The sequence below is a fragment of the Sporosarcina sp. FSL K6-1522 genome (assembly GCF_038622445.1).
Classification (GTDB): domain Bacteria; phylum Bacillota; class Bacilli; order Bacillales_A; family Planococcaceae; genus Sporosarcina.
Window position 1 is genome coordinate 2279981 of the sequence record NZ_CP152019.1, and the last position, 26057, is coordinate 2306037.

A 26057-nucleotide genomic window follows, 5' to 3' on the forward strand; every position below is an offset into this window, starting at 1 on the left:
TCTAAAGGCTTAGTGTTTATAGCCCTTTAGACGAGTATTTTTTAAGTTTCACTACCTGTATCACCGTTATTTTCGGGTGGTGTAGGTGTTTCGGTGTTTCCATCGCCGTTCCCGGTATTCCCACCATTCCCGTTGCCGCCGTTCTCATTTCCGTTCCCGTTCCCGTTCCCATTCCCATTCCCATTATTACCAGGGGGAGTTACGGCCGGTGGAGGTGTAACAGGCGGAGTAGGTTCTTCGGATGGTGTTTCAGGAATTTCTTCTACAGGCGGTGGCTCGATAGTTGTTGCATTCGAGCTTTCTGAAAGCTTGCCTGTGATATCGACAGCCCTTACAGAATAGGAGCCACTTCCGACTGTGAAGGAATTCGGTGAACCGTCCTTGACTGTACCTATCCTTGTATTGCCTTGGTATACATAGTAGCCAATGACATCATTGGAAGCTGAATGTGTCCATGTTAAGGTTGAGCCATTCAGCGTAACTTGTACGGGTGCAGGTGCGACATTGTCTGCATTAAATTGTGCGCCCGAGATGATGGAAGAGGCAAATGGTGAATTTGCCGGGAATAGCTTCGATGCATCCCCTTTAAATGGTCCGAGCATTCGTTTGATGAATGCTTGGTTGACGCCAGCGCCACCAGCCGATATGAATTCGGTAGGGGTCGATGGAAGTGCAAGGTACTTCTTGCCTTTTACGGATACATAAGAACCCGATATGATGCTGTCATCCGCTTTGTTTGGCAACATCACCCTAGAGTTGAATAAATCAGATTTGACGAGCCCAGCAGACGAACAAGCTTTGGAAGGGGCAAGACCGGATATACCACAAAACGATCTGTTTACGACACCTTCTGGTCGTTGGAATTTTGCTTTGGCACCAATTAGTTCTGGACTAGTGGCATTTGCTCGATTTAATAGACGGGCAAAGAGTGCGGTTGTCCGTTCGTTCGTTGTCCCATATTTTCCGTTGCCAGTTCCTTGGAGCGACAGTTTTTCATACTTATAGCCAATCCATACCCCCATGGAGATGTTTGGATTGTAGCCTACAAGCCAAGAGTCACTATAAGAATCCGTTGTCCCTGTTTTGGCAGCAATGTCAATGCCGAAGTTAAGTCTACTTCTCATATTTGTTGCAGTTCCGTATTTCGGAACGTCGCGTAACATGTCCGTAATGATATAGGATGTTTGTGGACTGAAGACATCTACAGGCTGCACTTCGTGTTGATAAACTAAGTTGCCGTCACTATCTTCAATTCTTTCAATCATATAGGCATCTACGAATTTACCACCATTCGCAAATGTAGCAAATGCATTTGTGTTTTCTTCAACGGTTGTTCCGCTTGTTAGAGCACCTAAAGACATAGACAAGTTTTCATAGTCTCCTGGTTGTAGTCTACTAAAGCCCATTTTAGCCAGGAAATCAACAGGTCGGCGATCAACAATATCTCGATACAGACGAGCAGTTGCCAAGTTTTGTGAAGACGCGAGTGCTTGTCTTGCAGAAATGATGCCAAGTTCTTGGTTACTTAGGAAGTTAACTGGTTTCCATCTAGAATTCTGAAGTTTCACATCGACGACTGGGCTTCCGGCACCGATTACACCATATTCAATAGCAGGTGCATAGACGAGCAAGGGCTTCATAGTCGATCCATTTTGTCTAAAGGCCTGCGTCGCATGATTCAGCTCTTCTTCGGCGTGGTCACGACCGCCTACGAATGAGAGGATTTTACCAGTACTATTTTCAATAATGATGGAGCCTACTTGGACAGGGTAGTTGACGATTTTACTTTCTCCTGTGTCCTTATCTTTAATTTCATCTGAATACGTATAACCGTAACTTTGGAATTTCTTTGCTTCATCATTCATCGCATCATAGAGTTCTTTGTCGATGGTGGAATAGATACGGTAACCGTCGTTTCTCATTGAGCGCTCAGCGAGAATACTATATTTCTCTTTGAGTTTAGCTTCTTTATCGATACGATCGGGATCAATACCGTCTTTTTCGGCTAGTATTTTCGTAAGTATCTCAATTGTACGGTTTTGAATTTCTGTTGTTAAATAAGGATCCCGCGCAGTCTCTATGGACGCGGTTGTTCGGAAATCTTTTGTAATATCGTAGGCGATTGCTTCGTTATATTGCTTTTCCGTAATATAACCCGTTTCTTTCATGCGAAAGAGGACGGTCTTCATTCGATCGATACCTGGTTTTAAGTGTTCAGGCTCTTTTAATCCTCGATTACGATTGTAGAACGGCGTGTATGCGAATGGAGCTTGTGGGATCCCTGCGATATAGGCCGCTTGGGGCAAGTTCAACTCTTTTGCTGTCAGTCCAAAAATACCATCGGCAGCCGTTTCAATCCCCGCAATGTTTTGACCGGCTACATTTCGCCCATAAGGAATGATATTCAAATAGGCTTCTAAAATTTCGTCTTTGTCCATGAAATGTTCGAGTCGCATTGCGAGCAGAATCTCTTTTGCTTTTCGTTCATAGGAAACTTCGTTTGTTAATATTTGCAGTTTGATTAGCTGTTGTGTCAATGTTGATCCACCGGTTTGACTACTGGCGTTCGTCATATCTTGGAAAACACCTCGAAAAATCGCTTTCGGTACGACTCCTGTATGCGTTTCGAAATACTCGTCTTCTGTTGCTAAGACTGCATCGATGACATGTGGAGAAATGTTATCGAGTGTTGTTTCTTTCCGTTGAATGTCTGCACTCACTTTTTCAAGGTAGACGTTGTTCGCTAAATAAATTTCGGATGTTTCTTCATAGGTGAATATCTCATCTCGCATTTCTTCTTTGGAACGCAGCGGCTCTTTCGCTACAAGTGATGCAAAGTACCCTGCGCCAACTGAAGCAGCAAAGGTAGAGAGTGTTAGTCCCAAAACGATGAAAAGGAGGAAGAGGTTCCACGTAACACCGGATGTGATCCGCACTTTTTTAGCCCATTTGGTTTTCGTCATCGATTCAACTTTTTCTTCTATAAGGTCAATTCGGTTTTTTTTCTGTTCGCTCAAGTAACTATCCCTCCTAAAATCTTTCCTATTATAGCACATTTTCATACTGTCGATGGGCAAAGTTTGACAACTTGCGAATTTTGTTTAAAATAGGTATTATATCTTTAATTCACGCATTGAAAAAGTCGCAGTAGTGGCGATGGGACCGTCTAGAGAGGCAGTGGCTGGTGGAAGCTGTCCGGTACATCGTACATGAATTACAGCTTTGGAGTGTGACGCGCATGCGGCGTTAGTGCATATTGAGTGGAGAGTTTTTCTCAAGCCGGGTGGTACCGCGTTAATGATGTAATTAGCGTCCCTGCATGATTTTTGAAATCGTGCAGGGACTTTTTGTCGTGTTGCTGCGCGAAAACACAAACGCTGTTCTTACTATTAGGAGGGATTCGGATGACAAACGCATTGATGGAAGATTTGAAATGGAGAGGGCTATTATACCAACAGACCGATGAAGAAGGTTTGGAGAATTTATTGAATGAAGAAAAAATTTCGCTATACTGCGGCGTCGATCCGACTGCGGACAGTATGCATATTGGACATATTGTGCCATTACTAACACTTCGCCGTTTCCAGATGCATGGACATCGCCCGATTTTACTTGTTGGGGGAGCGACAGGGATGATTGGAGATCCATCTGGACGTTCTGATGAAAGACAACTTCAGACGACGGACCAAATTGCAAAAAACGTGGAAGGCATTAAGACACAGTTAGAACAAATTTTTGATTTTAGTGCGGAGAACGGCGCGCAAATGGTCAATAATCATGAATGGATTGGCTCGATGAGCATCATTGAGTTTTTACGCGATTACGGGAAGCTGTTAGGCGTTAACTATATGTTGGCAAAAGATAATGTGGCATCACGACTTGAAGGTGGTATTTCCTTTACCGAGTTTTCGTACATGTTAATTCAGGGAATTGACTTTAACCACCTGTTTAACCATTATGGCTGCCGCGTGCAAATCGGTGGTTCAGATCAGTGGGGCAATATTACGACAGGTCTGGAAGTAATCCGTAAGACACATGAAGATGAAGTGAAAGCATTTGGTATTACAATTCCACTTGTGACAAAAGCAGATGGCACTAAGTTTGGGAAAAGTGCGGGTGGGGCAGTATGGTTAGACGCAGCGAAAACGTCCCCATATGAGTTTTACCAGTTCTGGATTAACACGGCTGATGCTGATGTCATTAAGTATATGAAAATATTCACATTTATGGAGCGTGAAGAAATCGAGGCGCTAGAAGTTTCTGTGCAGGAAGTACCGCATTTACGGAGAGCACAATTGACGCTAGCGGAAGAAATGACACGCTTGGTTCACGGGCAAGAGGCGCTCGATCAGGCAATTCGTATTTCAAAAGCGTTATTTAGTGGTGATTTGAAAGCATTGACAGCCAGTGAAATGAAAGATGCATTTAAAGATGTACCTTCATTTGAAATGACAAAAGATGCGAAAAACATCGTGGACTTTATTGTTGAAGCAGGTGTATCAGCCTCTAAGCGCCAAGCACGTGAAGACGTGACGAACGGTGCGATTTCCTTGAACGGTGAGCGAGTAACAGATACAGCGTATGAAGTAGGCGCAACCGATCGTCTTGAAGATGCGTTTACAATCGTTCGTCGCGGGAAAAAGAATTATAAAATGGTGAAGTTTGTTTAAGTAATATGTACGATAAAAAGGCTATTTTCCTTGTTGTGAGGAAAATAGCCTTTTGGTGTTCATGCATTTGTAACCCAATCGGGCAGTTTTAAATCTGCATATATTTCGGGATGAATCATTTTTCCAAGTTTAAGTGCTCCCTCAAGTAGGCGTGGAGAAGGACGACAATATAGTTCTTCTTCCATTTTTGCTAAATGATTTTTTTTCACCGCAGCAAGTTCTGGCCAACCGGGACGTTTTAGCACGACTTCTTTTTTTACTTTATCCGAACGAACACCAACCCAAGCGAGCAGAATATAATCAGGTGCTCTCTTCAAGACATCATCCCAATCGGTTTGCACGCTTGCGAGTTCGACATCGCGAAATTCATTGAGACCACCTGCGATTGCACTGATTTCCGTCAGCCAATTAATACTACCCGGTGTGAAAATTGGCTTTGGCCACCATTCCCAGTAGAGGGAAGGGGTCACACTAACGGTTGTTGCCCGTTTTTTCATGTCGCCAATAAACGTTAAATACTCCATTTGAATGTGGAGAGCATGCTCTTCAATACCGCATGCTTGTCCGACAGTCAGTAAATCTTCTGCAATATCACCGAGGCTTTGCGGATCTAATATAATATGGGGAATGCCTCTTTTTTTCAGCTCTTCGATATTCTTCTCCATGCCAGGCACACTGAGGGAAGCTAACACAAGATCGGGCTCATATGATGCTAATTTATCCATATCAATGGATAAGTCGGGGCCGAGGCGTGGTAGTTTGGCAATGCTTGCGGGCCAATCAGAAAAATCATCGACGGCAACAAGTTGGTCAATGAGGCCAAGATAAGCAAGTAATTCGGTATTGCTTGGGCAAATTGAAATTAGTTTCATAACGTCACCTCATTCTATGTAGTATTTTTATTGTAACACGAAAAAAAAGAGCCCTGTGAAGGACTCTTTTCCAAAGACGATATTAACGGTTGTAATACTAGCAGTAAACCAAACCCCAGTCGGCAGTAGGCTCCAAGTGACTAAAATGAAAAGCGTCCCCCAAAACTTCCCCCAAACCTATAAATTCATAGCCCGATTCATAGCAGAACTGAAGGCATCTACTGATTCTTTTTCTAGTTCTTTGAACGAATGGCCATATACTTTCAAAACCATTTCTGGTGTATTTCCGAGTCGATCAGATATCGTTTTCAATGGAGTTTTTTCAGCAATAAGAATCGTTGCGTGAGTATGCCTTAGTCCATGCGGCGTAATTTTCTTCACACCCGTATCTTTTACTATACGTGTGAAACTAGCGTTTAAAGTATTGTCACCAATTGGAGTGCCTGATTGGTGGGAGATGAAAATAAAATCATCACCATCATCTTTCAGCTTCTTTCCAAAAGTAAGCAATATTTTTTTGCACCAGGTCTTATAAACTCTTAACTGCTCTAAAACAATATCGTCAATTAGGATCGTTCGGAAACTCTTCTTCGTTTTCGGTGAGCGTTCGCCATATCTATCCCGAGTTCGTTCTACTGTCAATTCTTTTTTCGAGAAGTTGATATCAGCCCATTGAAGCCCTTGCAATTCACCCTTGCGTAATCCGGTGTAAGCCAAAAGTAAAATAGCTGTATAGTTCGTTATGTTTTCCAATGATTTCGCCGCAATTAGAAATGATTTTAGTGCGGGCGCAGTTAGAAAGTTGTCTTCGGTCTTATTTTCAACGATTTTAATGTTATTGAAACGGTTTCTTTTAATGATCTCGCTATCTACGGCTGCATTGATCGCAACCTTAAACAACCGATGAAATAACTGCACAGTGCTAGGCTCATATTTTTTGAGCAAGGCGTTGATAAAAACACGCTTATAAGTGGCCTTATCTAAGTCTGCTAATTTGTATTTACCAAGCAACGGCTTCATTTGATATTTAATTGCATTCTCGCGTTGGATTCTTGACGTTATTTCCCAATCATCTTTGTTTGTCTCAAACCAAATATCCAACCAAGCTGAAACCGTCAAATTTGAGTTGTCAACACGTTTAATATTTCCGTTGATCAAATCTGTCTTAACAGCAAGCAACTCTCGGATTGCTATATTCTCCGTCATTAATCCTTGTTTTGGCTTTTCCTGGCGAATACCTAATGCATCATAGTACTTATGCCGGAACCCCCACAACTTATCACCTTTGGCATTCAGATACCAAAACACTTCTGGTTCTTTACTGGTATAATTCTTCTTCGGTTTTTTTGTCTTTTCTTTTGCAGTTGCTACCATTATATTTATCTCCCTTTAGCGTTGGCAGGCGCACGGTGGGGGATAGATATGGGCATCACCTCCTTTAAGGAATGTACGTTCTAATTATGATTAAAAGAAAAGCCCTTAATGGGGCAATTAATCTAGTGGCATATTTAACATATTTATATTTTTTTCCTTTTATATGGTCACTCAAACCACTCAATCGTCCCCAACGTGCCTTTATGCGTTATCAATGCATCAACTTTACGATTAAAAATCAATTCCAATCGGTATTGGGTGAATTCTTCCGTAACAAGAAAATGGTCTGCAATATCCGATATCATAACGGCTTCATCGTACGCTGCATCATAAACCGTGTTGATGAACTGGGCAGGCATCAAAAGATAAGCAGCCATTCTTTTTGCTTGGTTTTCAAGCTTCCCGATTTGATGCTTGTCGACAAAGACTTGTGATTTTTGATGAGCGTAGATATGACAAAATTCCTCTGCAAGAAGCAGCTTCTTTTCAATGAAATTCAAATTCTCTTTAATAAAAATCGTTCCTCGTCGATCTATCGTACCTGGAAAGGAAACTGCTTTCAGATCGTTATCCAGGTTTTCAATATAGCCGTCCATAAATGGATGGTCTAGCGGCAGAATACGGATGCCGTAGCGCCAACAGATGTCTGTGATGCTAATTTCGTCCGGGAACGTGTAGTGAAAGTGAGAGAGGACTTTTTCAGCCCGTTCCTCCCAGTAGTCTGTGTAAGTTTGTATTTGTTGCATAAAGTCACGGCCTTTTACAGATTTTAATCCTTCAATTCCCCAAACCCATCGCCATAATCCGTAGTATCTTCTTCCAGCAGCATCTTCTTCATCTCATAAAGTTTCAGCAGCTCTTTGATCTTGCGCTCTGGATCTGTTGCAAGATCATGAAAAAGGACGGGATGCTTTTTTAATTCCTCAAAAAGTTGCAGTTCTTCTATAGAAAGGTTGATTTCTTGGCCAGCAACAATGATAGTGTTCGTTCGTTCGGATATGTTAGTTCTTCCAAGAAGTTCATCAATCGTAACTCCGTAACAATCCGCTATCTTCTCTAACATCACTAAATCTGGTTCACTTCTCCCGTTTTCGTAATGCGAGTATCTAGCTCGGGATACCCCAATCAAACTCGCGATGTCTTCTTGCGTACGATTGCCTCTCAATTGTTTCATTCGATCGCCTATCAATCGTAGCCCCCCTAATATTTATCATTTTAACTTTATGTTATCTATAAGTATAGATACAATCAGTATCGAATAAAAGAAAATATACAAAATGTATCAATTATCAGTTGACGATACAAAGTGTATCGTGTTATATTGTGAATACAGATACGAAACGTATCAAGGAAGGAGGTTACTCCAGTGCGGGAAGTACTAATAGAAAAACGCCAACAAAAAGAACTCACACAACTAGAAGTTGCGGAAAAGATAGGTGTATCTGAAGTATTTGTGAGGAAAATAGAAAAGGGCGACAGAAATCCAAGTGTTGAGACGATGTTGAAATTCGAGTCGTTATATAGCACTTCTATGAGATTACTGTTTCCGGATATTTTTCAGGTATCTATTGATACGAAATGTATCAACTCGAAAGAAGTCGTTTGAAAATATGTACCTTAGAGGAGGTTAACAGCATGACGGTAGTTCAATTTCACACCGTGATTGACCAAGAACAAATCGATCAACAACTCAAAGAGCGACTGGATAAAGCGTGTCGAGAAGTACTTCTTACCTGGGACACCAACGAAATGTCAAAGCGACTTTGTATGAGTGTAAGAACAATCGAAGATGATTTTCTGAAAGATGATCGCATGAGAGCGTTGCAACGACAGAAAAAAGGTGGAAAACGTTATTGGTTTTATGAACCGAGCTTGAAGGTCATTAAACAAATCATGGATGAATGGTAATTAAAATAATAAACGCGTTGGCAGGCGCACGGCATCAGGGATTTAAGGAGTGGACATGCCAGCAATATATTCGCTGGCATGGTTGAGGATAATCGAGGAGTTTAAGAGGTTATCAGGAGTATTTTATTTATAACTTAACTATATAACGAGATTGATAGAAACCCTATTCCAATTTTGAATAAAACAGCGAATATTCATATTTGGAATATTCAAAGGGGGTGAGAACGTGGGGACGGGTCAGTTTTTAAGAGATTGCCGAAAAAGTAAAGGCTTTAGTCAAAGTGAGCTGGCAGATGTGTTGAATTTGAGCCAATCCGACATTTCAAAAATTGAGACGGATAGAAGGATTCCAGATACCCATATTTTTAGGGATTGGACAGTGGCCACACAATCAATGGATCTAGGCATTGCCTTTCTATATGGCACGGAGTTATTGACGGTGGTTCCAGACATCCTAAACACGATGTCCAGTGTAGTTGTAGGATTTATTCATTTCTTTTACTAGGAGGTTTACATACGTTGGAGAATTTACAAATAAAAAAAGCCGATTGACATGGCGGTGTCAATCAGCGGTACGAACATATTAAATTTATTATAACACATCGACGGAGCTTTGGCTCCTGTCAAAATGTCCGGGAATGCCAATCGGCAAATACACCCACCCTATCCCGGGCATTTTGATGGGATTCAATCATCAGAAAGGTAGGGATATGTAGTGAGAAATAGATTCAGAGGGTTGAGTGACAAAAAGCGTGCGGAAATGAATGTGGAGTTAGCAGTGGGCCGTGGAATGAATACGACATTAACATTAACACCTGCAGACGAGTTGAAGGCATTGACAAAAGCCAATGAAATGATTTTTAAAGAGGACGTACTATCTAGCAAAGCCTACAGACGCTTACTAGAAATGATTACGGAGAACTCTTTAGACGGGCATTACAGTTTGGAGTTCGAACTGTATTTAGACGAGGATGAACGCATTTTGGATGTGCTTGTAGGGATGCTTAAAAATGCAGGATATGTAGTCTCACGTTATGGAGATATCAAGATAAGCGTCAAATGGGCTTAGTTTTTAATCCATTGAAGGGAGGTGAATCCTCATGAAGATCAACGTGAAAGAATGGATGGCGATGGACTCGCAGAAGCGACTCAGTTCAATTGTACAAGCTGCTCGTCAGAATGAAGTTAGCCTAAAAGGGCGTAAAAAAAGCCTACTTGCACTGGCATGCGAGTAAGCGGTCGGAAAAATATTCAATAGAGATATTATCTCTAATTTCTTTGGAGAAGTCAAGTGAAGGAGGGTGTTGTTATGCAGCAATTACAGGTAGTTGAGCATAGTGATATGCGCGTGCTCACTACAGCTCAGTTGGCAGAATCGTATGGTACACAATCCAAGATCATAACGAGGAACTTCCAGCGTAATGAAAAACAATACGTTCCCGGCATCCACTACATTGCCCTGACAGGGGAGGATTTGAAGCGCTTTAAAGGTGAACGTCCGAACGACGCCTCCCTTAAATACGTTTCAAATCTATATCTTTGGACGGAACAAGGGGCGTGGATGCATGCCAAATCTTTAAAATCAGATTCAGCGTGGGAAGCCTATAGCAAATTGATTAATGGTTACTACCTTGTATCAGCAATGATGCGTGATTCTGCGGTAGACGTCAGCAAGACGCCTACCATAACACATGAACAAATCTATCAAATTGAAAGTAGGTTGGAAGCAGTGGAACAACAATTACGCGATTCGCTCACACTGCACTCAGGAGAGCAGCGCCGTTTAAGAATTGCCGTAGGCGAACGTGTGCATCAACTGGTAAGTAATAAAGGAGCCCGTCCAGCGCTCTTCCGTTCTCTATACTCATCAATACGCGAACGCTACAACGTGGATTCTTATCGGGATGTTAAGCAGCATGAACTTCAAGATGCCTTGATATTTATTTCGAGGTGGGGACAATAACAAAATTATTACTTGATGAAAAACCTTTATTGGTAATGCCATCACTTGCAACAAAAATTGGTCTGCCGGAATCTATTTTTTTACAGCAATTGCATTATTGGCTCGAACGTAGCGCGCATGTAAAAGAAAATCAAAAGTGGGTTTACAACAGCGTGCCGGAATGGCAAAAACAGTTTCCATTTTGGAGCGAGAGTACAATCGGAAGGCTTATTAGAAAGCTTGAAAAAATGGGTTTGATTGTAACAGGTAATTTTAATAAGTCAGCAATAGATAAGACTAAGTGGTATCGAATTGATTATAAAGTGTTGGATCAAATCGACAATGAAAACATCGAAGTACGAAAACGCACATCGACAGGTCAAATTGACACCATCGATGTACCAAAGTGGCACGATGGAGATGCCACTTTGACTAGACCAATACCAGAGATTACTACAGAGAGTACTTCAGAGATTAATAACAACAATGACAATGTGCGTACGCAAAAGGATTCTGCTGAAACTCCATTTTCGTTTTACCAGGAAAACGGATTCGGAATCCTTACACCTCATGTCGGTGAGAAAATCGGATCTTGGATAGATGACACGAATAATGAGCTTGTCATTCACGCCATGAAGATAGCACTTGAAAACGGTGTTGCGAAATGGAACTACACGGAAAAGATATTGAAAGACTGGCATCAGAAAAAATTTACTAGTGTTGGAGATGTATTGGCTGCTGAAAAGCAACGTGAACAACAAAAGAATGCTAGTAAGAAAAGCTATGCAGGTAGACCAGCACGTGAAGAGCATGAGCCTGCTTGGTTTAAAAAGGACAAGCAAGCAGACGAAGTGCCACCTTCAGTTACTCCCGATGCAGATTTTGATATTGAAGAAGAGCGAAGGAAATTGGCTGAAGAGCTTGGTATGTCACCGCAGAGAAAGGATGATGCTGAATGAATGTGACTGAGTTAAATGTCGGTGATGTGCTAGTGAAAGGGAATCACGAAAGGTTGTTCAGGGGTTTAACTGTTGATCGCATCATGGTTGCTTATCAATCTAAAACAGATATCAGAAGGAAAAGAGTAACAATTGTCCGTGTAGATGTTTTTGAAGAATGGCTTAATGGGGCGAAATTGAAAAGCGAGGTGACAACATGATTAATAGAGTCGTATTAGTCGGCAGGCTCACAAAAGATCCCGAGCTCAAATATACACAAACTGGAATCGCGGTCTGTCGCTTCACATTAGCAGTAAATCGGGCTTTCCAAAATGCATCAGGCGAAAGAGAAGCCGACTTTGTCAGCTGTGTAGCTTGGAGAAAACAGGCAGAAAACATTGCGAACTTTTTAAAAAAAGGAAGCCTTGCCGGAGTTGATGGCCGTATTCAGACTGGTAGCTTTCAGGGGCAAGACGGCAAGCGGGTTTATACGACTGAGGTTGTAGCCGATAGCACGCAGTTTCTTGAACCACGTAATGCATCAGCTGATAGATCTAGTTCTGGACCTGATTACGGAGCCCCAGCACCATCTTATGCTCCACAACAGAACTATCAGAATCAGCAGCCAAGTCAACAGTACCAACAGCCGAATCAGCAAAGTTATGCACGTACTGACGAAGATCCATTTGCGACAGGTGGAGGACCAATCGAGGTATCGGATGACGACCTTCCATTTTAATTAAAACTATGAAACTTTGAAAGTGAGGAGATTGATTTGTATAAAACGGTAGGACTTATAAGATTCTTTAGTTCACAAAGGAAATTGGATGCGGAAATTGTGCAAACAAAGCACCTGAGTGGACGCGATTTGCTAAGTAAAAAACGTTTGGCCTTAATGACCGAGCTAGCTGAGTTGGCGAACGAAATGCCTGAAACGTTTAAGTTTTGGTCCAACAAACCAAATAATTATGAAAAAGCTTTGGTGGAGTTAGTGGACTGTTTTCATTTCATCCTTTCAATTGGATTGGAGTTTGGAAAAATCAATGGAAAACGAGTCGAGGAGATCCGGTACAGAGCAGTTAACGCACATCAGCATTTGAAAATCGAAGATGTATTTGCCGGATTCATTGCTAGTGCAGCGCGACTGGAACCCAGCAACTACGTGGTATACGTAAATGACTTCCTCGCCTTGGTTGATACGCTTGGCTTTACGTGGGATGAGTTCAAAAATGCTTACCATGCAAAAAATGAAGTCAATCATGCTAGGCAAGCGACTGGGTATTGAGGACAAGCTATGCTCACGACACTAACCAAAAAAGTTAGTCGGCAGCAACTTTATATCCACGGACATTTTTCACGTAATGAATTGTATGAACTTCGCAAAGATGGCTGGCGTGTCGAGTGGCAAGAAAAGACACAGCCAAAGCAAAATAAAAACGGGATACCGATGTCGGCTCCAGCAAGAAGGAGGCGTGTCAGTTATGGCGAACGTAGAAGAGTTCTATGAGTATGACGCAGCGGGTCGCATGATGTATCATCCAGAATTCCACTTTTCTCATAGAATCCCATGGACAGAATCCGAATTAGAATATTTGTGCAAATACTATGAAATAGATGGTCGAGATACTATTTCTATGGCACTCGGTAAAACGGTTTCTTCCGTTGCCGATAAAATGACCTACTTAAAAAAGAGGGGCCTTGTTGAGCATTACAAACGATTGAATAAACATTGGTAGGGGGATGGAATCAATGGAGATTACAGTGAATGAGCAAGTGCAACGTTTTCACTTGGCGTTTGAAAAAGAAGGCGAGCCTAATTGGCAGCAGGCTGGAGGGCATGAAATCTGTGTGGGTCCATACCGATTCTGTGCAATCCCGCTGAGCGACCGTATCAATATTTCGGAAGTAACAACAGGCTTTAAAGTATGGGAAATCAATTTAAATACAGTAACTATGGCGATGACGGAAACCAAAGAGGATACATTGGCATTTTTCAAAGATATCATAGGTCAGGGTTTGAAACGGAAAATCGAAGGCGTGAAAAATTTTGATGAACATCTTGCAGTAATGCAAAAAAAGACCTTCGAAAGGTTTGGAGAAATGCCGCGAATTGAGAATGTTGATTTGGACGCATAAGACGAAGGGGTGTAAATAATGGCTCGTTTGAAATTCGAAATGTTTGTTGACGAATGGAGTTCTAAAAACAGAGGTGTTTCATCAACGTTTACCGATGGAAATGGCGTTGAATCTACATCTTGGTGGAGCAGTCCACCAGATAGCATCAGTCACGTTGATATTGGATATTTGAAAGGTCGATACGGCAACGTGAAAACCAAAAGACACGAAGTATTCATTAAATCGCGTTTTCGAGAAGAAATGCAACGGCTTGTCGAAAATAAGGAGATCCACATATGACCCAAAATATGCAGTAAAAAAGCACCTGGTCAAAGACCAAGCGCAATTTTGACAATAGTCATCATGACCATCATCACTACGGGAGTAATTTCAACTTCACAGTTTACTTTTATTCTCATAGTAACACCTCCCTATCAATGAATTTAGGTGAATCTAGTTCACCCTCAATTCAATTGAGTTAGGTTAGGTTGTTTGTAGATATTATAACTCATTTAAAAATTTTGTAAATACTTGGAGGGGGAACATTGCAACTAGATTTATTTCGCGAGATTATCGTCGATAACTTCGCGGGTGGTGGTGGAGCGAGTTGTGGCATGGAACTAGCGACAGGGCAATCAGTAGATGTCGCAATCAATCACGATCCAGCTGCTATTGCTATGCACAAGGCTAATCATCCTGAAACGGAACACTATAACGAAAGTGTTTGGGATGTAGACCCCGTGAAAGTGGTTAAAGGGAGAAAGGTCGGCTTGTGTTGGCTATCTCCCGACTGCACTCATTTTTCAAAAGCAAAAGGTGGACAACCGAAAAAGAAAGAGGTACGAGGGCTTGCATGGATAGCAGTTAGGTGGGCAATAGCAGTCAGACCACGAGTGATCATGCTCGAAAACGTTGAAGAGTTCAAGACTTGGGGACCGTTGGATGAAGATGGTTACCCGATTAAGGATAAGTCAGGTAAGACATTCCGTTCGTTTGTTAAAGCATTGAAAGCGCTGGGGTATGAAGTGGATTTTCGAGAGTTGAGGGCATGTGATTATGGTGCGCCGACTACTAGAAAAAGATTCTTTATGATTGCTCGGTGTGACGGGCGGCCGATCACGTGGCCAGAAGCAACTCATGCGGAACCTGGTGATATAAATGTTCAATTAGGTCTTAAAAAGCCGTACCGGACAGCAGGGGAAATCATTGATTGGTTGATTCCTGCGCCGAGTATTTTCACTCGAAAACGACCGTTAGCCAAGAATACAATGATTCGCATCAATCGCGGAATTGAAAAGTTTATCACGAGGACTAACAAGCCATATATCGTAAATGATAAGGCGTGTTTCATCCAGCATTACTACACGCATCAGGGGTCTGAGGTAAGAGGTAGTGGATTGGACGAACCTTTAGCAACAATTCCAACTGCTAACCGATTTGGCTTGGTGACGGCGTTTCTTACAAAATACTACGGACAGGGAGTCGGACAGTCGTTAAATGAGCCGTTGCATACGATCCCGACAAAAGACAGGTTCGGATTAGTCACTGTCAGCGGTCAAGACTATCGAATTACTGACATCGGAATGCGTATGCTACAGCCACATGAATTGTTTGCGGCGCAAGGCTTTCCGGAGGAATACATCATCGATAGAGACCACGAAGGAAAGCTTTATCCAAAAACTCAACAGGTGGCAAGAGTGGGAAATTCAGTTCCTCCACCGTTTGCGGAGCATCTGGTACGGGTGAACTTACCGGAGTTGTGTTCGGAAGAGTCCAAGTATCGGAGATTGGTGGCGATTTAGTCTATCTTGCAGGATGGCCATTACTTGAGGACATTAAGGTCGATATCAACCCAGCTAAGTAATAATACCGCTAATACTATTAAGGCGGTAATTATGCCAATAAATTTCATCAAAAATATCACTCCTTTAGGGAGATTGTACCATGAAAAGCAACTTTTCTTGTAGAAAAGAACTGAACATAACGACCATTAAGTGTACTAAGAAAGGGGAGCAGTAATTGATGGAACGACAATACTTTTATATTTCAGCAACTGGCATTACGGAAGAAGAAATCACGGAAGAGCTAAGTCATTTCATGACCGATTTAACCCGGAAATATGGGGAGAAATTCGGCGCAACAGTATTAGGCATGACAGAAGATGCAGCTAAACGCGTCGAGAAAATACTGAACGAATGACGGAGGTTGCGACCATTATGCGTAGTTCTATCAATCGAACGAACTTCAAGCATTTTTGCCTGTATAAACGAAAAATGCGGCTCATGGACCGATGGTGAGCCGCAAATAGAAAGGGAGGTTTTTATGGAATTTAAACATTACAAGGGCGGAACTTACTTTTTGATGAGCATTGCCGATCACACTGAAAATAATGAACGGCTTGCTATCTACAATGATTCGAAAGGAAATGTATGGGCAAGACCGTTGGAAATGTTTCAAGGGTACGTTGAGCATGAAGGTAAAAGGGTTAAACGTTTTCAGCGTATTTTTTAAAGGGGTGACAACATGGTGCAGCAACTCGACCAAATTGTGAAGGAGGAAATCAGATGATTAAGGCCTTGATAACAGATACAAGCAAAATCTATTGTGGTGAAGATGCTTTTGAAGACGGTGAAAAGGTACAAGTCACGGCATCAGTAGACAACGGTGAAGGTGGCTATGTTGAGATTTACAGCAACAAGCTAAAAAGACCTTATAGAGTTTATTCGGGTGAATATGATGCTTTCGAAGTATTCAAGGACTAAAGCGCAGTACGGCCATTTGTTTTGCGGAGGGAGTGATACTAGTGGAGCAACAACTTACTATTTTTGATGTATTACCAACACCAATCAAAGCAGCGTTTGTAGTTGAAGATCCAGTGATAGTTGTAGCTAATTTAAATGAGCAGGACGTTGAGGACTATTACTACTTGAAGGACCACGAGGGATTGAAGGGGCAAGTTGTGAAATTACTTAGCCATCAGCAGTATGAAGTTCAGTTTCCGAATCGGGAGCGAACCGGGATATTCGGACATGAAGAATTGAGGAGGATATAACATGGAGCATTCCGAAGAAATCGATCGTGACCAAATGATTTTCACCTGCAGTAGCAATATGACAACAAGTTATTCAGAAAGCTACTTGGAGTCATTAAGCGATGCAGAGCTATTGAAAATCTATGATCGAGTGATGAAAAATCAAACGTAGATTACCATAAAAAAGACAGGTTTGTTACTGTCTTTTTTGTGCATTTCAAGATTACTTTGAGGAGGCGTCAAATATGCAGATAGAATTTAATTTACCAGCCATTGATCGAGAGGAAACAAAGAAAGCCGTTGAGTCAATACTGGAAAGGTATCGAATGTATTCATTGCAAGTTAGCCTCGACCGCTTACCAACTATCACGGCCAAATATACACTGATGCCATTTTCGAATAGCTTACCAAGTTCCTCAACGGAGTCGGCAGCCATCGCTAACGTAGAGTACGAGCAAGAACGCATTAAGTTCCTAGATTGGGTTGTTCGTGCAGTGAACCGTTTAACTTATGCGGAACGTTCAATCATCATCATGCGCTATCTGTCTGATGGGGAACGGTATGACTATGATGTGTATTTGGATCTCAATATGTCAGAAAGAAACTATTATCGAATCAAGTCGCGGATCTTCTATAAGTTAGCTTTCGCATTAAAGATAGAAGTTTATGAGGAGGTGGCGAATTGAACTATGTACACCCAGTCCGTGATCCAGACCAGATTGCCGAGATGAAAAAGTATTTAATGAAAAAATCTGAACGTGATTATATGCTGTTTGTTACTGGCATCAATAGCGGTCTTCGTATTTCGGACCTGTTGCCATTAAGGGTTCGCGATGCCAAGAAGACGTATTTTGATCTACGCGAGAAGAAAACGCAGAAGCAGAAGCGCATTCAGATGACGCCGGGGCTAAGAAGGGAGCTCAAGAAATACATCGAAGGCAAGGATGATGACGAGTATCTATTTAAAAGTCGAGAAGGCCTAAACAAGCCGATTAGCCGTAGTATGGCATACAAAATATTAAGGGAAGCAGCTGACTATGTAGGCCTAGATGGAGTAGGCACACATACGCTAAGAAAGACATTCGGTTATCATTTATACAAGAAGTACAAGGATGTGGCCTTGTTGATGGAGATATTTAACCACAGCGATGAGAACATTACTTTGCGCTACATAGGAATCAATCAGGACTCAATGGATAAAGCGTTGAATGACTTTAAGATATGATCCATCTAACTTAATTGTTGGGTGGGTCTTTTTTATTTGTCCACTTATTCTATTGCTGTACAAGTGTCTTAGTATCTATCAGATAGCTACAAAAAACATTTGTGTAACTCAAAATAGCGAATGCGAGTTAGGACAGTGGTATCAAGGGATTCAGCGTTTCGTTGAGTTACCCAGTTTATAACTTATGGATATGTGGGGGATAAGTACGTTAGTAACTAACAAAACCGTTGATATCATTGGGTAAAGAAATAAAAGTGGCAGACTTCTGGCAGGATTGTGGCAGTAGATTGTGAGATTGGAGTGGTATTCTAGTAGTGTGGCAAATAAGCCATAGAACATTCCCTTCCCTTTTCCACTCACATACACGGGCGCATAGCAAAAGCTATGTAGTACTGCACTTGCGTGTATGTGAGTGGTTTTCTTTTACCCATAGTTTGGTATGATTGATTAAATGGAAAAGAGGGATTGACTTGAATAATCTATTTCTAAGAAAAGGCGATGGGTCACCTAAAGCTAAGATGCTAGGGCGACTTGGTTGCGGGCTTATGCTATTCATTCTACTCATGGTTATCATTATTATATTTTCGTAAGACATCCTTCATGGGTGTCTTTTTCTATTACATAAAAGGGGTGATGCATTGTTAGACCATACCAAAGCGGCTAAGAAGTTTTACAACTCCAAGGCGTGGCTACTATGCAGGCAGTCATATATCAGTAAGGTGTTCGGGCTGTGCGAGAAATGTGGAGGACCAGGTTACATACTCGACCACATCATCGAGTTGAACAGCACAAACTTAAATGATCCAGATATCACACTCAATCATGACAACCTACAGTACCTATGTACGCCGTGTCACAACGTCAAGACGTTTAGTAAGTCACAACCATTGCGAGAAGGATTTAGTTTCAATAGTGATGGAGAATTAATAAAAAATAATATTTTTTAAAAAAATAAAAAAATTTTTAAAAAAATAAAAAAAGTTCAAACCCCCCCTTTTTTTTAAAAAAGTTGAAAAAAGCCCAGACCGATTGGGGAGTTATTTTTAACGCACAGGACCTTTCCGCGTGACCCCCTACCCCAATAAATGCAGAATTGAGGTGTTATTTATGGCGACTAAAAAAGAATTGACAAAAGATGCACGAGTTAAGAAAGAAACCAATCGACTTAAACGGATCTACAAGGAACTGCCAAAAGATACCCTCATGGTCGTTGAGGGGTTAATTGTGGAAGCGGCCGACTTGCGCGTTCGATTGGAAGATGTTCGGCTGGATTTGGATTTGAATGGTTACGATGAAATGTTTTCGCAATCCCCAGATCAAGAACCATATGAACGAGAACGTCCACAAGCTAGACGATATATCGCTATGAATAAAAGCTACCAGTCGATAATGAAGCAGTTGGGCGATTATCTTCCCAAGCCTGAGCCGAAGAAAAAAGGCGAAGGGGATGACGGCTTTGAGGCCTTCGTGAATAAAAGATGAATTACTTAGCTTACAATCCAATCCTGGAATATCGGAACAAAATTGACTCAGGTGAAGAAGTTGTTAGCGATAAAATTAGACGCGTTTACAAACATATTGTTAATGACATCATTTTAAATACTGAATCCGAATGGGAATATGATGAATCTAAAGCGAGTCACGCTATTGAATTTACTGAAATGTATTGCAAACACTCAAAGGGGAATATGGGTGGAAAGCCTTTCATTTTAGAACTGTGGCAGAAGGCTTTAATGGGTGCCATGTTCGGCATAGTCCACAAGATAGATAGCACTCGGAAATACCAAGAAGTAATTTTAATTGTCGCCCGAAAAAACGGGAAATCCACTTTAGCGGCTGCCGTCGCATTATATTTAATGATTGCCGACGGTGAACTTGGTCCTGAGATTTACGCAGTGGCAACAAAGCGAGATCAAGCTAAAATAATTTGGCTTGAAGCAAAACGAATGGTGAACAAATCACCAGTATTGCGAAAGCGAATCAAGCCATTAGTTTCTGAAATGGTATCAGAATTTAATGACGGTGCATTCAAACCACTTGGCAGGGACTCAGAATCCATAGATGGACTCAACGTACACGGAGCGACGTTTGATGAAGTTCATGCTTGGAAAGACATGAATCTTTATGACGTCGTTGTGGATGGCACTTCATCGAGGGACAATCCTTTAATATTTGTCACGACAACAGCAGGTACGGTTCGCGAATCAGTTTATGACCGACTGTATGACGAGTGTGAACTTGTAATAAACGGATACGACGACCCGGAAGGATATGTTAACGAAAGGCTGCTTCCCATTGTTTACGAACTGGACGAAAGAAAAGAATGGATTGACGAAGCGGCTTGGAAAAAAGCTAATCCAGGTCTAGGGACGATTAAGAAAATTGATTCACTTGAACAAAAGGTAAATAAAGCAAAATCGAACTCAATGCTCGTTAAAAATCTAGTTTGCAAAGATTTTAACATACGGGAAACAGGTGGAGAATCTTGGCTGACATTTGAGCAATTGAACAACCAAGAGAAATTTGATATAGCTAAACTTAAACCGCGATACGGGATAGGTGGTGTGGACTTATCTTCCACAACCGACTTAACCTGTGCAACGGTTATTTTTATGGTTCCGAATGACGAAAGAATATATGTTGAGCAAATGTACTGGTTACCAGAAGAACTATTGGAAAAAAGGACAAATGAAGATCGCATTCCTTATGACAAATGGAAAGAACAAGGACATTTAAGAACGAGCGAAGGAAACAAAGTACATTATCGTGACGTGACTGCATGGTTTTTAGAAGTGCAACAAGAAAAGGATATCTATATTCCTTGGATTGGTTACGATAGCTGGTCTGCCACTTACTTTGTGGAAGAAATGCAGAATCATTTCGGAAAAGAAAGTATGGAAGCTGTAATCCAGGGCAAAAAAACCCTTTCATCTCCTATGATGTCACTGGGGGCAGATTTGGAAAGTGATAGAGTCGTTTATAACAACAACCCGATATTGAAATGGTGCTTGTCTAATGTATCGATAGAGATTGATAAAAACGGTAACATCCAGCCGATAAAAGGGACTAATCAAAAGAAACGTATTGATGGATTTGCAAGTTTGCTTGATGCTTATGTTGTGTTGGAAAGACATTATGAAGATTATCTAAACATGATATAGGAGGTGAAATCAATTTGGGTTTTTTCGATAGATTCAAAAAAGAAAATAAAGCCGTTACTGTTACCCGTTACGAAATGATGACGGATAGCGGAAACGGTTTTTACGCATGGAACGGTAAAATCTATCAGTCTGACGTTGTGAGGTCTGCTATACGCCCAAAAGCTAAGGCAGTTGGTAAAGCGATAGGCAAACACATCCGTAGGAATGAAGAAGGATTAAAGGTCAACCCAGACGCTTACATGAGGTTTCTGCTAGAAGAACCTAATCCGTATATGACAGGACAACAGATGCAGGAGAAGTTAATCACTCATTTAGAGTTGAATAACAACGCATTCGCTTATATCAACCGTGATGAAAACGGATATCCTACTGAAATTTATCCAATCACCGCAACGTCAACAGATGCGATAAAGGACAGTAGAGGTCAATTGTACTTAAAGTTCACATTGGTAAATGGTAAAGCTGTCACATTCCGATACACTGACATTATCCATTTACGAAAAGATTTCAATTCAAACGAGCTATTCGGTGATAGTCCAGCGGAATCGCTAGCACCGCTGATGGAAATAATAAATACAACGGATCAAGGGATTGTTAAAGCAATTAAGAATTCCAACATTGTAAAGTGGCTACTTAAATTTAATCAGACGCTTCGACCAGAAGATTTGAAAAAAGCGACTAAGCAATTTGTGAACGACTATTTAAACATCGAATCTGATTCAGTAGGTGCTGCTGCTACTGATGCCAAGATGGATGCTATACAGGTTGACCCAAAAGACTATGTGCCGAATGAAAAGCAAATGAACGTAACGGTGCAGCGGGTATACGCATTTTTCGCCACGAATGAAAAAATTGTTAGCAGTAGCTACTCAGAAAACGATTGGGTGAGTTATTACGAAAACGCTATCGAAAGTGACATCGTTCAATTGTCTGATGAATTTACACGGAAGTTATTCACGCGCAGAGAACGTGGTTTTGGTAACAGAATCATGTTTGAAAGTTCAAACCTTGCATTCGCTACGCTGAAAACAAAAATGGACTTCGTGAATAACGGTATTGATCGTGGTTATGTAAATGCGAATGAAGGCCGTGACGTATTCGGGCTTGCGCCTATTGAAGGCGGAGACATTTATGTAAGGCGTTTGGATATGGGAGCGATATCAGAGTCTGGCGATAAGGAAGAAAAAAAAGAGGATGAGAGGGGGTGAGAATGAATGACGAAGATACATGTCAAAGGTGCGATTGTTAGCGATGCTCACCAACGTTTTTATGATTGGATTGGGATTGATGCTACAAGTCCTAGTAAGGTATCAAATGCGTTGCCTAGCGATAAATCTAATGTGGATGTAGTAATCAATAGTGGTGGCGGTGATGTATTTGCCGGTAGCGAGATTTATACGACGTTACGAGATTACGAGGGGCAAGTTACCGTTAAAATCGTTGGACTCGCTGCTAGTGCTGCTAGTGTTATTGCAATGGCGGCAAGTCAAGGTAAGTTGTTGATTTCACCAACAGCCCAATTAATGATGCATAACGTGTCAACTTATGGCGGCGGTGACTATCGCGATTTTGAACATACTGCCGAAGTTTTGAAATCTGCTAACAAATCTATTGCGAATGCTTATAAAGCGCGTACAGGTAAATCAGATGAAGAACTGAAAGCGGTAATGGACAAGGAAACGTGGCTAAACGCTAATTCTGCAGTCGAGCAGGGGTTCGCTGATGAAATCATGTTCGCGGAAAAAGAAGAACTCTCACTCACTGCAAGTTTCGGCTCACCGATGTTAAGCGGCGACGCTATTGAAAAGATACTATCAATGATGGGTGAACCAGAAGAAGTTAAGCACGAAAATGTGTTACTAGCGGAAGCGAACTTCCGACTACTTAAATTAAAGGGGATTAATTAATATGACAAAAGAACAATATTTGAAGCTACGCAACGAAATGATGGAGTCAATCACGGCGATGATTGGTGAATCTAAAGTAGACGAAGCTAACGCAAAGATGAAAGAAGTGGAAGAGTTAGACGCTAAGTTTGAAACTATCACGCTTGCGAATGCTAACTTGAAAGCATTGCAAGATAACAAAATCGTTACTGACCTTGAAAATAAGGGTGTAAGCATTGACGGAGGTGTGCAAGTGGCGACAATCGAACCTACCAACGCTTTAACAGAAGAAAAGATTTACGAAAATGCTTGGGCAAAGCAGATGATGGGGCAGAAAATTGAAGGTGACGAATTAGAAGTATTCGATGCAGTCAATAAGAAGTTCGACAATGCTTACACGCACACAACAGGCAACACAGGTGTGCTAATCCCAGAAACAGTTGTCGCTGGTATTTGGTCCCGTGCGGAAGAAATGTATCCACTCTTTGCAGATGCTCAGAAATTCAATGTTCGTGGGACGCTGAAAATTGCTAAACATTCTTCCATTGATGAAGGTGACGCAGCTTGGTACCCGGAAGATACGGAAACAGCTGACGAAAAGAATACATTCGGTGAATTAATTCTCGATGGACATGAACTTTCTAAGGCGGTAACAGTATCTTGGAAGTTAAAAGCAATGGCTGTTACTGACTTCATTCCATACATCATCAATGAACTTGGCGAGCGCGTAGGTGTAGCACTTGGTAAAGCGGCAGCAAGTGGTAATGGTACAACAGGTCCACACGGTGTAGAAACGGCACTACTTGCAGAATCGTTGAAGCCACAAGTTGTAACGTATGACCCTAGTAAAGCGGCCGATCCAGTGCCATTGACTTTCAAAATGATTACGGAAGCTATTTCAAAAGTGCACTCTAGCTATCTACCAGGTGCGAAGTTCTACACGAACAATGCCACTATCTGGACGGTGCTTGCTAACTTAGTGGATACTACCGGACGTCCATACTTTATCCCAGACCCAACAGGGCAAACGGTTGGACGTATGCTTGGATTCCAAGTTGAAGCTGACGCAGGAATCACGGCTGGCCACATCGTATTCGGTAATGCAAACAAAGGTTTAATCTTCAATACTAATGAGCCATTCAGTGTTGTGACAGAAGACCACGCAAAGGCGCGTACTACTGATTATGTGGCATATGCAGTTGTTGATGGCGACGTTCTTGATACTAAGGCATTCGCGTTGATTCAAGATATTAAAACTCCATAATTGAAAGGATGATTTAATTGAAAGTGAAACGAGATTTTAACGAGCGTTTTCAAGGTATGAAATCTTATAAAAAAGGTGATGAATATACGTTTGATAATAAAGAACGTGTAGACTACCTTGTAGAAAACGGCTACCTTGAAGGACCTAAAAAGGAAACCAAAAAGAAAAGCGGTGAATAAATATGCTGCTAAATTCAGTTAAGAACGCAATGCGGATTGATGGAACATATCATGACGAAGAACTAACAGAACTCATTGATACTGCTAAACTTCTGTTAAAAGAAGTCGGTGTACTAGAGGTTAAAATCATTGATGAAGATCCGTTGATTCGCAAAGCGGTTATTACCTACTGTAAGGCGAATTTTGGCATTGACGCGAGTGGAGGGGAGAAGTTTGCTGGGGCGTTTGAAGAAATGAAAAAGCTACTCTCTCTATTAAGTTCGTACACGGAACCGGAGGCGATTGCGTGAAAAATGACATGCCCCATCGTGTGGATATATTCGGCAACGTTAAGTATAAAAATGAACTTGGAGAAACAGCCTATAAGTTTATGAAAGTTATGGATTTATGGGCATCTGTTGTTCCTCAGACAGGTAGCTTGCAGAATCAACAAGCGGAAACAATACTGACGAATGTTACGCACAAGGTGATTGTCCGTTATTCATCGGGTATGACGATTACAAAAGATATGCAGGTTCATTTCAGAGGTCATAGATTTGAAATTAAATATATCCTCAATCCTTATTTTGCAAATGAAAGCCTAGAAATCTTTTGTCAGGAGTTGATAGAATGATGGATTTCGACATAAGTGGTCTGACTGAGTTGCAACGTGATTTATTGGATGTGACACAAAATAGACTTCCTCGTGAAAGCTATAAAATCATGCGGAAAGTTGGTAGCAAAGCCCGAACAGTGGTAGCCAAGGAAGCCCGCAGTAGGGTGAAAAAGAAATCAGGGAACTACCACAAGCGATTCAAGCGAGGGAAAGCATTTAAAGATCCAGATGGTCAGTTTGTTGTGCGGGTAATTAATAGCGCGCCCCACGCCCACTTGATTGAACACGGATACAGGTTGGTAAGAGGTGGCGTAGAAGTTGGTTTTGTTCCCGGAAAAAATGTAATGGAACAGGGGATACAGAAATTCGGGAATAGTGGACAATATGAAAAAATGATTGCGGATTGGTTGGATGATCTGTTAAGGGATGGAAAGCTATGATCACATACAAAGATATTAAAATTGCAGTCAACCGTCAACTCAAGAAGACGGGCATTGAAATCAATAGTAGTGATGTGGAAGAAGGCTTTAATAGACCTTCTTTTTTTGTGCAACTAGATAATGCGAATAGAGCGGGGAATGAATCGCAAGTCGAAAAATCCCTGACCGTACGCATTTATTACTTCCCATCGGATCGCTATGAATACGCCATTGAAGTATTGGAAATGCAGGAAACATTAGAAGAGTTGTTTGATTTAAAGCTAGGAGTAAAAGATCGCTATTTAAATGTGGACGAACTCACAACGTTTATGAATGACGGCGTGTTGAATTGTTCGTTCGACATGGAATTTTCTACGGCTCGTGATTTGGAATGGGTGACTGAAGACCAGAAGGACTTCTTGGATAAACACCCGACAGAACTAATGGAAGAACTAGATTTTGAAAAGGAGTGATTTAG

Annotated in this window: 39 protein-coding genes; 34 read left to right on the plus strand and 5 right to left on the minus strand. The window is 41.5% G+C overall.

Features of this window, described 5'->3' with window-relative positions; translation table 11 throughout:
• Positions 1 to 41: 41 nt before the first annotated feature.
• Positions 42 to 2963 (minus strand): transglycosylase domain-containing protein, encoded by a 2922-nt coding sequence (locus MKY34_RS11100; RefSeq protein WP_342515244.1) that lies wholly within the window; start codon positions 2961 to 2963, stop codon positions 42 to 44.
• Between the two features lie 441 nt (positions 2964 to 3404).
• Here MKY34_RS11100 and tyrS point away from each other — a divergent pair, with 441 nt between their 5' ends.
• Positions 3405 to 4670 (plus strand): tyrosine--tRNA ligase, encoded by a 1266-nt coding sequence (gene tyrS, locus MKY34_RS11105; RefSeq protein WP_342510516.1) that lies wholly within the window; start codon positions 3405 to 3407, stop codon positions 4668 to 4670.
• A gap of 59 nt (positions 4671 to 4729) precedes the next feature.
• On the opposite strand, the gene MKY34_RS11110 is transcribed toward tyrS, so the two are convergent.
• The 4 genes from MKY34_RS11110 to MKY34_RS11125 form a co-directional block, all read right to left on the minus strand.
• Positions 4730 to 5542: a cobalamin-binding protein gene (locus MKY34_RS11110; RefSeq protein WP_342510518.1), complete on the minus strand. Its 813-nt coding sequence runs from the start codon at positions 5540 to 5542 to the stop codon at positions 4730 to 4732.
• A gap of 177 nt (positions 5543 to 5719) precedes the next feature.
• A complete protein-coding gene (locus MKY34_RS11115) occupies positions 5720 to 6916 on the minus strand; it encodes a site-specific integrase (protein WP_342510520.1) in 1197 nt (398 codons plus the stop codon).
• A 167-nt stretch (positions 6917 to 7083) separates the two neighbouring features.
• On the minus strand, positions 7084 to 7662 hold the full coding sequence (locus MKY34_RS11120; RefSeq protein WP_342510522.1) for an ImmA/IrrE family metallo-endopeptidase: 579 nt from the start codon (positions 7660 to 7662) through the stop codon (positions 7084 to 7086).
• Positions 7663 to 7685: 23 nt separating this feature from the next.
• Positions 7686 to 8105, minus strand: a complete 420-nt coding sequence (locus tag MKY34_RS11125; RefSeq protein ID WP_342510524.1) for a helix-turn-helix transcriptional regulator — start codon at positions 8103 to 8105, stop codon at positions 7686 to 7688.
• 177 nt (positions 8106 to 8282) lie between these two features.
• Here MKY34_RS11125 and MKY34_RS11130 point away from each other — a divergent pair, with 177 nt between their 5' ends.
• The 33 genes from MKY34_RS11130 to MKY34_RS11290 all read left to right on the plus strand — a co-directional run bounded on the left by MKY34_RS11130 (position 8283) and on the right by MKY34_RS11290 (position 26052).
• Positions 8283 to 8522 carry a helix-turn-helix transcriptional regulator gene (locus MKY34_RS11130; protein ID WP_342510526.1) on the plus strand — a complete coding sequence of 80 codons (240 nt, stop codon included), beginning with the start codon at positions 8283 to 8285 and terminating at the stop codon, positions 8520 to 8522.
• A gap of 29 nt (positions 8523 to 8551) precedes the next feature.
• The gene (locus MKY34_RS11135; protein ID WP_342510527.1) at positions 8552 to 8824 is read left to right on the plus strand and encodes a hypothetical protein; all 273 of its coding nucleotides are present in this window, start codon (positions 8552 to 8554) and stop codon (positions 8822 to 8824) included.
• Positions 8825 to 9050: 226 nt separating this feature from the next.
• Positions 9051 to 9329 carry a helix-turn-helix transcriptional regulator gene (locus MKY34_RS11140; RefSeq protein ID WP_342510529.1) on the plus strand — a complete coding sequence of 93 codons (279 nt, stop codon included), beginning with the start codon at positions 9051 to 9053 and terminating at the stop codon, positions 9327 to 9329.
• A gap of 210 nt (positions 9330 to 9539) precedes the next feature.
• On the plus strand, positions 9540 to 9893 hold the full coding sequence (locus MKY34_RS11145; RefSeq protein WP_342510531.1) for a hypothetical protein: 354 nt from the start codon (positions 9540 to 9542) through the stop codon (positions 9891 to 9893).
• A gap of 31 nt (positions 9894 to 9924) precedes the next feature.
• A complete protein-coding gene (locus MKY34_RS11150; RefSeq protein ID WP_342510533.1) occupies positions 9925 to 10059 on the plus strand; it encodes a hypothetical protein in 135 nt (44 codons plus the stop codon).
• Between the two features lie 74 nt (positions 10060 to 10133).
• On the plus strand, positions 10134 to 10787 hold the full coding sequence (locus MKY34_RS11155) for an ORF6N domain-containing protein (protein WP_342510535.1): 654 nt from the start codon (positions 10134 to 10136) through the stop codon (positions 10785 to 10787).
• Positions 10788 to 10822: 35 nt separating this feature from the next.
• Positions 10823 to 11725 (plus strand): DnaD domain protein, encoded by a 903-nt coding sequence (locus MKY34_RS11160; protein ID WP_342515245.1) that lies wholly within the window; start codon positions 10823 to 10825, stop codon positions 11723 to 11725.
• The gene (locus tag MKY34_RS11165; protein ID WP_342510536.1) at positions 11722 to 11925 is read left to right on the plus strand and encodes a hypothetical protein; all 204 of its coding nucleotides are present in this window, start codon (positions 11722 to 11724) and stop codon (positions 11923 to 11925) included. Before MKY34_RS11160 ends, MKY34_RS11165 begins: the two co-directional genes overlap by 4 nt.
• Entirely contained in the window at positions 11922 to 12443 is a 522-nt protein-coding gene (gene ssb, locus MKY34_RS11170; protein WP_342510538.1) for a single-stranded DNA-binding protein, read from the plus strand. Before MKY34_RS11165 ends, ssb begins: the two co-directional genes overlap by 4 nt.
• A gap of 36 nt (positions 12444 to 12479) precedes the next feature.
• Positions 12480 to 12989 carry a dUTP diphosphatase gene (locus MKY34_RS11175; protein WP_342510540.1) on the plus strand — a complete coding sequence of 170 codons (510 nt, stop codon included), beginning with the start codon at positions 12480 to 12482 and terminating at the stop codon, positions 12987 to 12989.
• 9 nt (positions 12990 to 12998) lie between these two features.
• Positions 12999 to 13211, plus strand: a complete 213-nt coding sequence (locus tag MKY34_RS11180; RefSeq protein WP_342510542.1) for a hypothetical protein — start codon at positions 12999 to 13001, stop codon at positions 13209 to 13211.
• A complete protein-coding gene (locus MKY34_RS11185) occupies positions 13186 to 13440 on the plus strand; it encodes a DNA-entry nuclease (protein WP_342510543.1) in 255 nt (84 codons plus the stop codon). Before MKY34_RS11180 ends, MKY34_RS11185 begins: the two co-directional genes overlap by 26 nt.
• A gap of 13 nt (positions 13441 to 13453) precedes the next feature.
• Positions 13454 to 13840 carry a hypothetical protein gene (locus MKY34_RS11190; RefSeq protein WP_342510545.1) on the plus strand — a complete coding sequence of 129 codons (387 nt, stop codon included), beginning with the start codon at positions 13454 to 13456 and terminating at the stop codon, positions 13838 to 13840.
• Positions 13841 to 13858: 18 nt separating this feature from the next.
• Complete coding sequence (locus MKY34_RS11195) at positions 13859 to 14119, plus strand: hypothetical protein (protein WP_342510547.1); 261 nt, start codon at positions 13859 to 13861, stop codon at positions 14117 to 14119.
• A 245-nt stretch (positions 14120 to 14364) separates the two neighbouring features.
• On the plus strand, positions 14365 to 15621 hold the full coding sequence (locus MKY34_RS11200) for a DNA cytosine methyltransferase (protein ID WP_342510549.1): 1257 nt from the start codon (positions 14365 to 14367) through the stop codon (positions 15619 to 15621).
• A gap of 220 nt (positions 15622 to 15841) precedes the next feature.
• Positions 15842 to 16018: a hypothetical protein gene (locus tag MKY34_RS11205; RefSeq protein WP_342510551.1), complete on the plus strand. Its 177-nt coding sequence runs from the start codon at positions 15842 to 15844 to the stop codon at positions 16016 to 16018.
• A gap of 123 nt (positions 16019 to 16141) precedes the next feature.
• The gene (locus MKY34_RS11210) at positions 16142 to 16330 is read left to right on the plus strand and encodes a DUF1653 domain-containing protein (protein ID WP_342510553.1); all 189 of its coding nucleotides are present in this window, start codon (positions 16142 to 16144) and stop codon (positions 16328 to 16330) included.
• Positions 16331 to 16383: 53 nt separating this feature from the next.
• On the plus strand, positions 16384 to 16581 hold the full coding sequence (locus tag MKY34_RS11215; protein ID WP_342510555.1) for a hypothetical protein: 198 nt from the start codon (positions 16384 to 16386) through the stop codon (positions 16579 to 16581).
• A gap of 41 nt (positions 16582 to 16622) precedes the next feature.
• Positions 16623 to 16871 carry a hypothetical protein gene (locus MKY34_RS11220; RefSeq protein WP_342510557.1) on the plus strand — a complete coding sequence of 83 codons (249 nt, stop codon included), beginning with the start codon at positions 16623 to 16625 and terminating at the stop codon, positions 16869 to 16871.
• Between the two features lies 1 nt (position 16872).
• Positions 16873 to 17022, plus strand: coding sequence for a hypothetical protein (locus MKY34_RS11225; protein ID WP_342510559.1), 150 nt, complete (start codon positions 16873 to 16875; stop codon positions 17020 to 17022).
• Positions 17023 to 17095: 73 nt separating this feature from the next.
• Positions 17096 to 17536: an ArpU family phage packaging/lysis transcriptional regulator gene (locus MKY34_RS11230; RefSeq protein ID WP_342510560.1), complete on the plus strand. Its 441-nt coding sequence runs from the start codon at positions 17096 to 17098 to the stop codon at positions 17534 to 17536.
• Complete coding sequence (locus MKY34_RS11235) at positions 17533 to 18075, plus strand: site-specific integrase (protein WP_342510562.1); 543 nt, start codon at positions 17533 to 17535, stop codon at positions 18073 to 18075. The genes MKY34_RS11230 and MKY34_RS11235 overlap by 4 nt, the downstream gene beginning before the upstream one ends.
• Before the next feature lie 719 nt (positions 18076 to 18794).
• Positions 18795 to 19022 carry an HNH endonuclease signature motif containing protein gene (locus tag MKY34_RS11240; RefSeq protein WP_342515246.1) on the plus strand — a complete coding sequence of 76 codons (228 nt, stop codon included), beginning with the start codon at positions 18795 to 18797 and terminating at the stop codon, positions 19020 to 19022.
• A 160-nt stretch (positions 19023 to 19182) separates the two neighbouring features.
• Positions 19183 to 19557, plus strand: a complete 375-nt coding sequence (locus MKY34_RS11245; RefSeq protein WP_342510564.1) for a hypothetical protein — start codon at positions 19183 to 19185, stop codon at positions 19555 to 19557.
• Complete coding sequence (locus tag MKY34_RS11250) at positions 19554 to 21236, plus strand: terminase TerL endonuclease subunit (RefSeq protein WP_342510566.1); 1683 nt, start codon at positions 19554 to 19556, stop codon at positions 21234 to 21236. Before MKY34_RS11245 ends, MKY34_RS11250 begins: the two co-directional genes overlap by 4 nt.
• Before the next feature lie 14 nt (positions 21237 to 21250).
• Positions 21251 to 22444, plus strand: coding sequence for a phage portal protein (locus tag MKY34_RS11255; protein ID WP_342510568.1), 1194 nt, complete (start codon positions 21251 to 21253; stop codon positions 22442 to 22444).
• A gap of 6 nt (positions 22445 to 22450) precedes the next feature.
• The gene (locus tag MKY34_RS11260; protein ID WP_342510571.1) at positions 22451 to 23143 is read left to right on the plus strand and encodes a head maturation protease, ClpP-related; all 693 of its coding nucleotides are present in this window, start codon (positions 22451 to 22453) and stop codon (positions 23141 to 23143) included.
• Between the two features lies 1 nt (position 23144).
• Positions 23145 to 24386, plus strand: coding sequence for a phage major capsid protein (locus MKY34_RS11265; RefSeq protein WP_342510573.1), 1242 nt, complete (start codon positions 23145 to 23147; stop codon positions 24384 to 24386).
• A 17-nt stretch (positions 24387 to 24403) separates the two neighbouring features.
• Positions 24404 to 24565, plus strand: a complete 162-nt coding sequence (locus MKY34_RS11270) for a hypothetical protein (RefSeq protein ID WP_342510574.1) — start codon at positions 24404 to 24406, stop codon at positions 24563 to 24565.
• A 2-nt stretch (positions 24566 to 24567) separates the two neighbouring features.
• Positions 24568 to 24855 carry a head-tail connector protein gene (locus tag MKY34_RS11275; protein WP_342510575.1) on the plus strand — a complete coding sequence of 96 codons (288 nt, stop codon included), beginning with the start codon at positions 24568 to 24570 and terminating at the stop codon, positions 24853 to 24855.
• Positions 24852 to 25178, plus strand: coding sequence for a phage head closure protein (locus tag MKY34_RS11280; protein WP_342510576.1), 327 nt, complete (start codon positions 24852 to 24854; stop codon positions 25176 to 25178). Before MKY34_RS11275 ends, MKY34_RS11280 begins: the two co-directional genes overlap by 4 nt.
• Positions 25175 to 25600: an HK97 gp10 family phage protein gene (locus MKY34_RS11285; protein WP_342510578.1), complete on the plus strand. Its 426-nt coding sequence runs from the start codon at positions 25175 to 25177 to the stop codon at positions 25598 to 25600. Before MKY34_RS11280 ends, MKY34_RS11285 begins: the two co-directional genes overlap by 4 nt.
• Positions 25597 to 26052, plus strand: coding sequence for a DUF6838 family protein (locus MKY34_RS11290; protein ID WP_342510580.1), 456 nt, complete (start codon positions 25597 to 25599; stop codon positions 26050 to 26052). The genes MKY34_RS11285 and MKY34_RS11290 overlap by 4 nt, the downstream gene beginning before the upstream one ends.
• Positions 26053 to 26057 lie beyond the last annotated feature (5 nt).

Bases quoted from the DNA above. Each gene is read 5' to 3' on its own strand.
- MKY34_RS11135 (WP_342510527.1), top strand. From the start codon at position 8,552: ATGACGGTAGTTCAATTTCACACCGTGATTGACCAAGAACAAATCGAT.
- MKY34_RS11155 (WP_342510535.1), top strand. From the start codon at position 10,134: ATGCAGCAATTACAGGTAGTTGAGCATAGTGATATGCGCGTGCTCACT.
- MKY34_RS11120 (WP_342510522.1), bottom strand. From the start codon at position 7,662: ATGCAACAAATACAAACTTACACAGACTACTGGGAGGAACGGGCTGAA.
- MKY34_RS11205 (WP_342510551.1), top strand. From the start codon at position 15,842: ATGGAACGACAATACTTTTATATTTCAGCAACTGGCATTACGGAAGAA.
- MKY34_RS11160 (WP_342515245.1), top strand. From the start codon at position 10,823: ATGCCATCACTTGCAACAAAAATTGGTCTGCCGGAATCTATTTTTTTA.
- MKY34_RS11210 (WP_342510553.1), top strand. From the start codon at position 16,142: ATGGAATTTAAACATTACAAGGGCGGAACTTACTTTTTGATGAGCATT.
- MKY34_RS11265 (WP_342510573.1), top strand. From the start codon at position 23,145: ATGACAAAAGAACAATATTTGAAGCTACGCAACGAAATGATGGAGTCA.
- MKY34_RS11230 (WP_342510560.1), top strand. From the start codon at position 17,096: ATGCAGATAGAATTTAATTTACCAGCCATTGATCGAGAGGAAACAAAG.
- ssb (WP_342510538.1), top strand. From the start codon at position 11,922: ATGATTAATAGAGTCGTATTAGTCGGCAGGCTCACAAAAGATCCCGAG.
- MKY34_RS11250 (WP_342510566.1), top strand. From the start codon at position 19,554: ATGAATTACTTAGCTTACAATCCAATCCTGGAATATCGGAACAAAATT.
- MKY34_RS11150 (WP_342510533.1), top strand. From the start codon at position 9,925: ATGAAGATCAACGTGAAAGAATGGATGGCGATGGACTCGCAGAAGCGA.
- MKY34_RS11215 (WP_342510555.1), top strand. From the start codon at position 16,384: ATGATTAAGGCCTTGATAACAGATACAAGCAAAATCTATTGTGGTGAA.
- MKY34_RS11260 (WP_342510571.1), top strand. From the start codon at position 22,451: ATGACGAAGATACATGTCAAAGGTGCGATTGTTAGCGATGCTCACCAA.
- MKY34_RS11185 (WP_342510543.1), top strand. From the start codon at position 13,186: ATGGCGAACGTAGAAGAGTTCTATGAGTATGACGCAGCGGGTCGCATG.
- tyrS (WP_342510516.1), top strand. From the start codon at position 3,405: ATGACAAACGCATTGATGGAAGATTTGAAATGGAGAGGGCTATTATAC.
- MKY34_RS11285 (WP_342510578.1), top strand. From the start codon at position 25,175: ATGATGGATTTCGACATAAGTGGTCTGACTGAGTTGCAACGTGATTTA.
- MKY34_RS11245 (WP_342510564.1), top strand. From the start codon at position 19,183: ATGGCGACTAAAAAAGAATTGACAAAAGATGCACGAGTTAAGAAAGAA.
- MKY34_RS11165 (WP_342510536.1), top strand. From the start codon at position 11,722: ATGAATGTGACTGAGTTAAATGTCGGTGATGTGCTAGTGAAAGGGAAT.
- MKY34_RS11225 (WP_342510559.1), top strand. From the start codon at position 16,873: ATGGAGCATTCCGAAGAAATCGATCGTGACCAAATGATTTTCACCTGC.
- MKY34_RS11180 (WP_342510542.1), top strand. From the start codon at position 12,999: ATGCTCACGACACTAACCAAAAAAGTTAGTCGGCAGCAACTTTATATC.
- MKY34_RS11290 (WP_342510580.1), top strand. From the start codon at position 25,597: ATGATCACATACAAAGATATTAAAATTGCAGTCAACCGTCAACTCAAG.
- MKY34_RS11100 (WP_342515244.1), bottom strand. From the start codon at position 2,963: ATGACGAAAACCAAATGGGCTAAAAAAGTGCGGATCACATCCGGTGTT.
- MKY34_RS11115 (WP_342510520.1), bottom strand. From the start codon at position 6,916: ATGGTAGCAACTGCAAAAGAAAAGACAAAAAAACCGAAGAAGAATTAT.
- MKY34_RS11190 (WP_342510545.1), top strand. From the start codon at position 13,454: ATGGAGATTACAGTGAATGAGCAAGTGCAACGTTTTCACTTGGCGTTT.
- MKY34_RS11275 (WP_342510575.1), top strand. From the start codon at position 24,568: ATGCTGCTAAATTCAGTTAAGAACGCAATGCGGATTGATGGAACATAT.
- MKY34_RS11110 (WP_342510518.1), bottom strand. From the start codon at position 5,542: ATGAAACTAATTTCAATTTGCCCAAGCAATACCGAATTACTTGCTTAT.
- MKY34_RS11195 (WP_342510547.1), top strand. From the start codon at position 13,859: ATGGCTCGTTTGAAATTCGAAATGTTTGTTGACGAATGGAGTTCTAAA.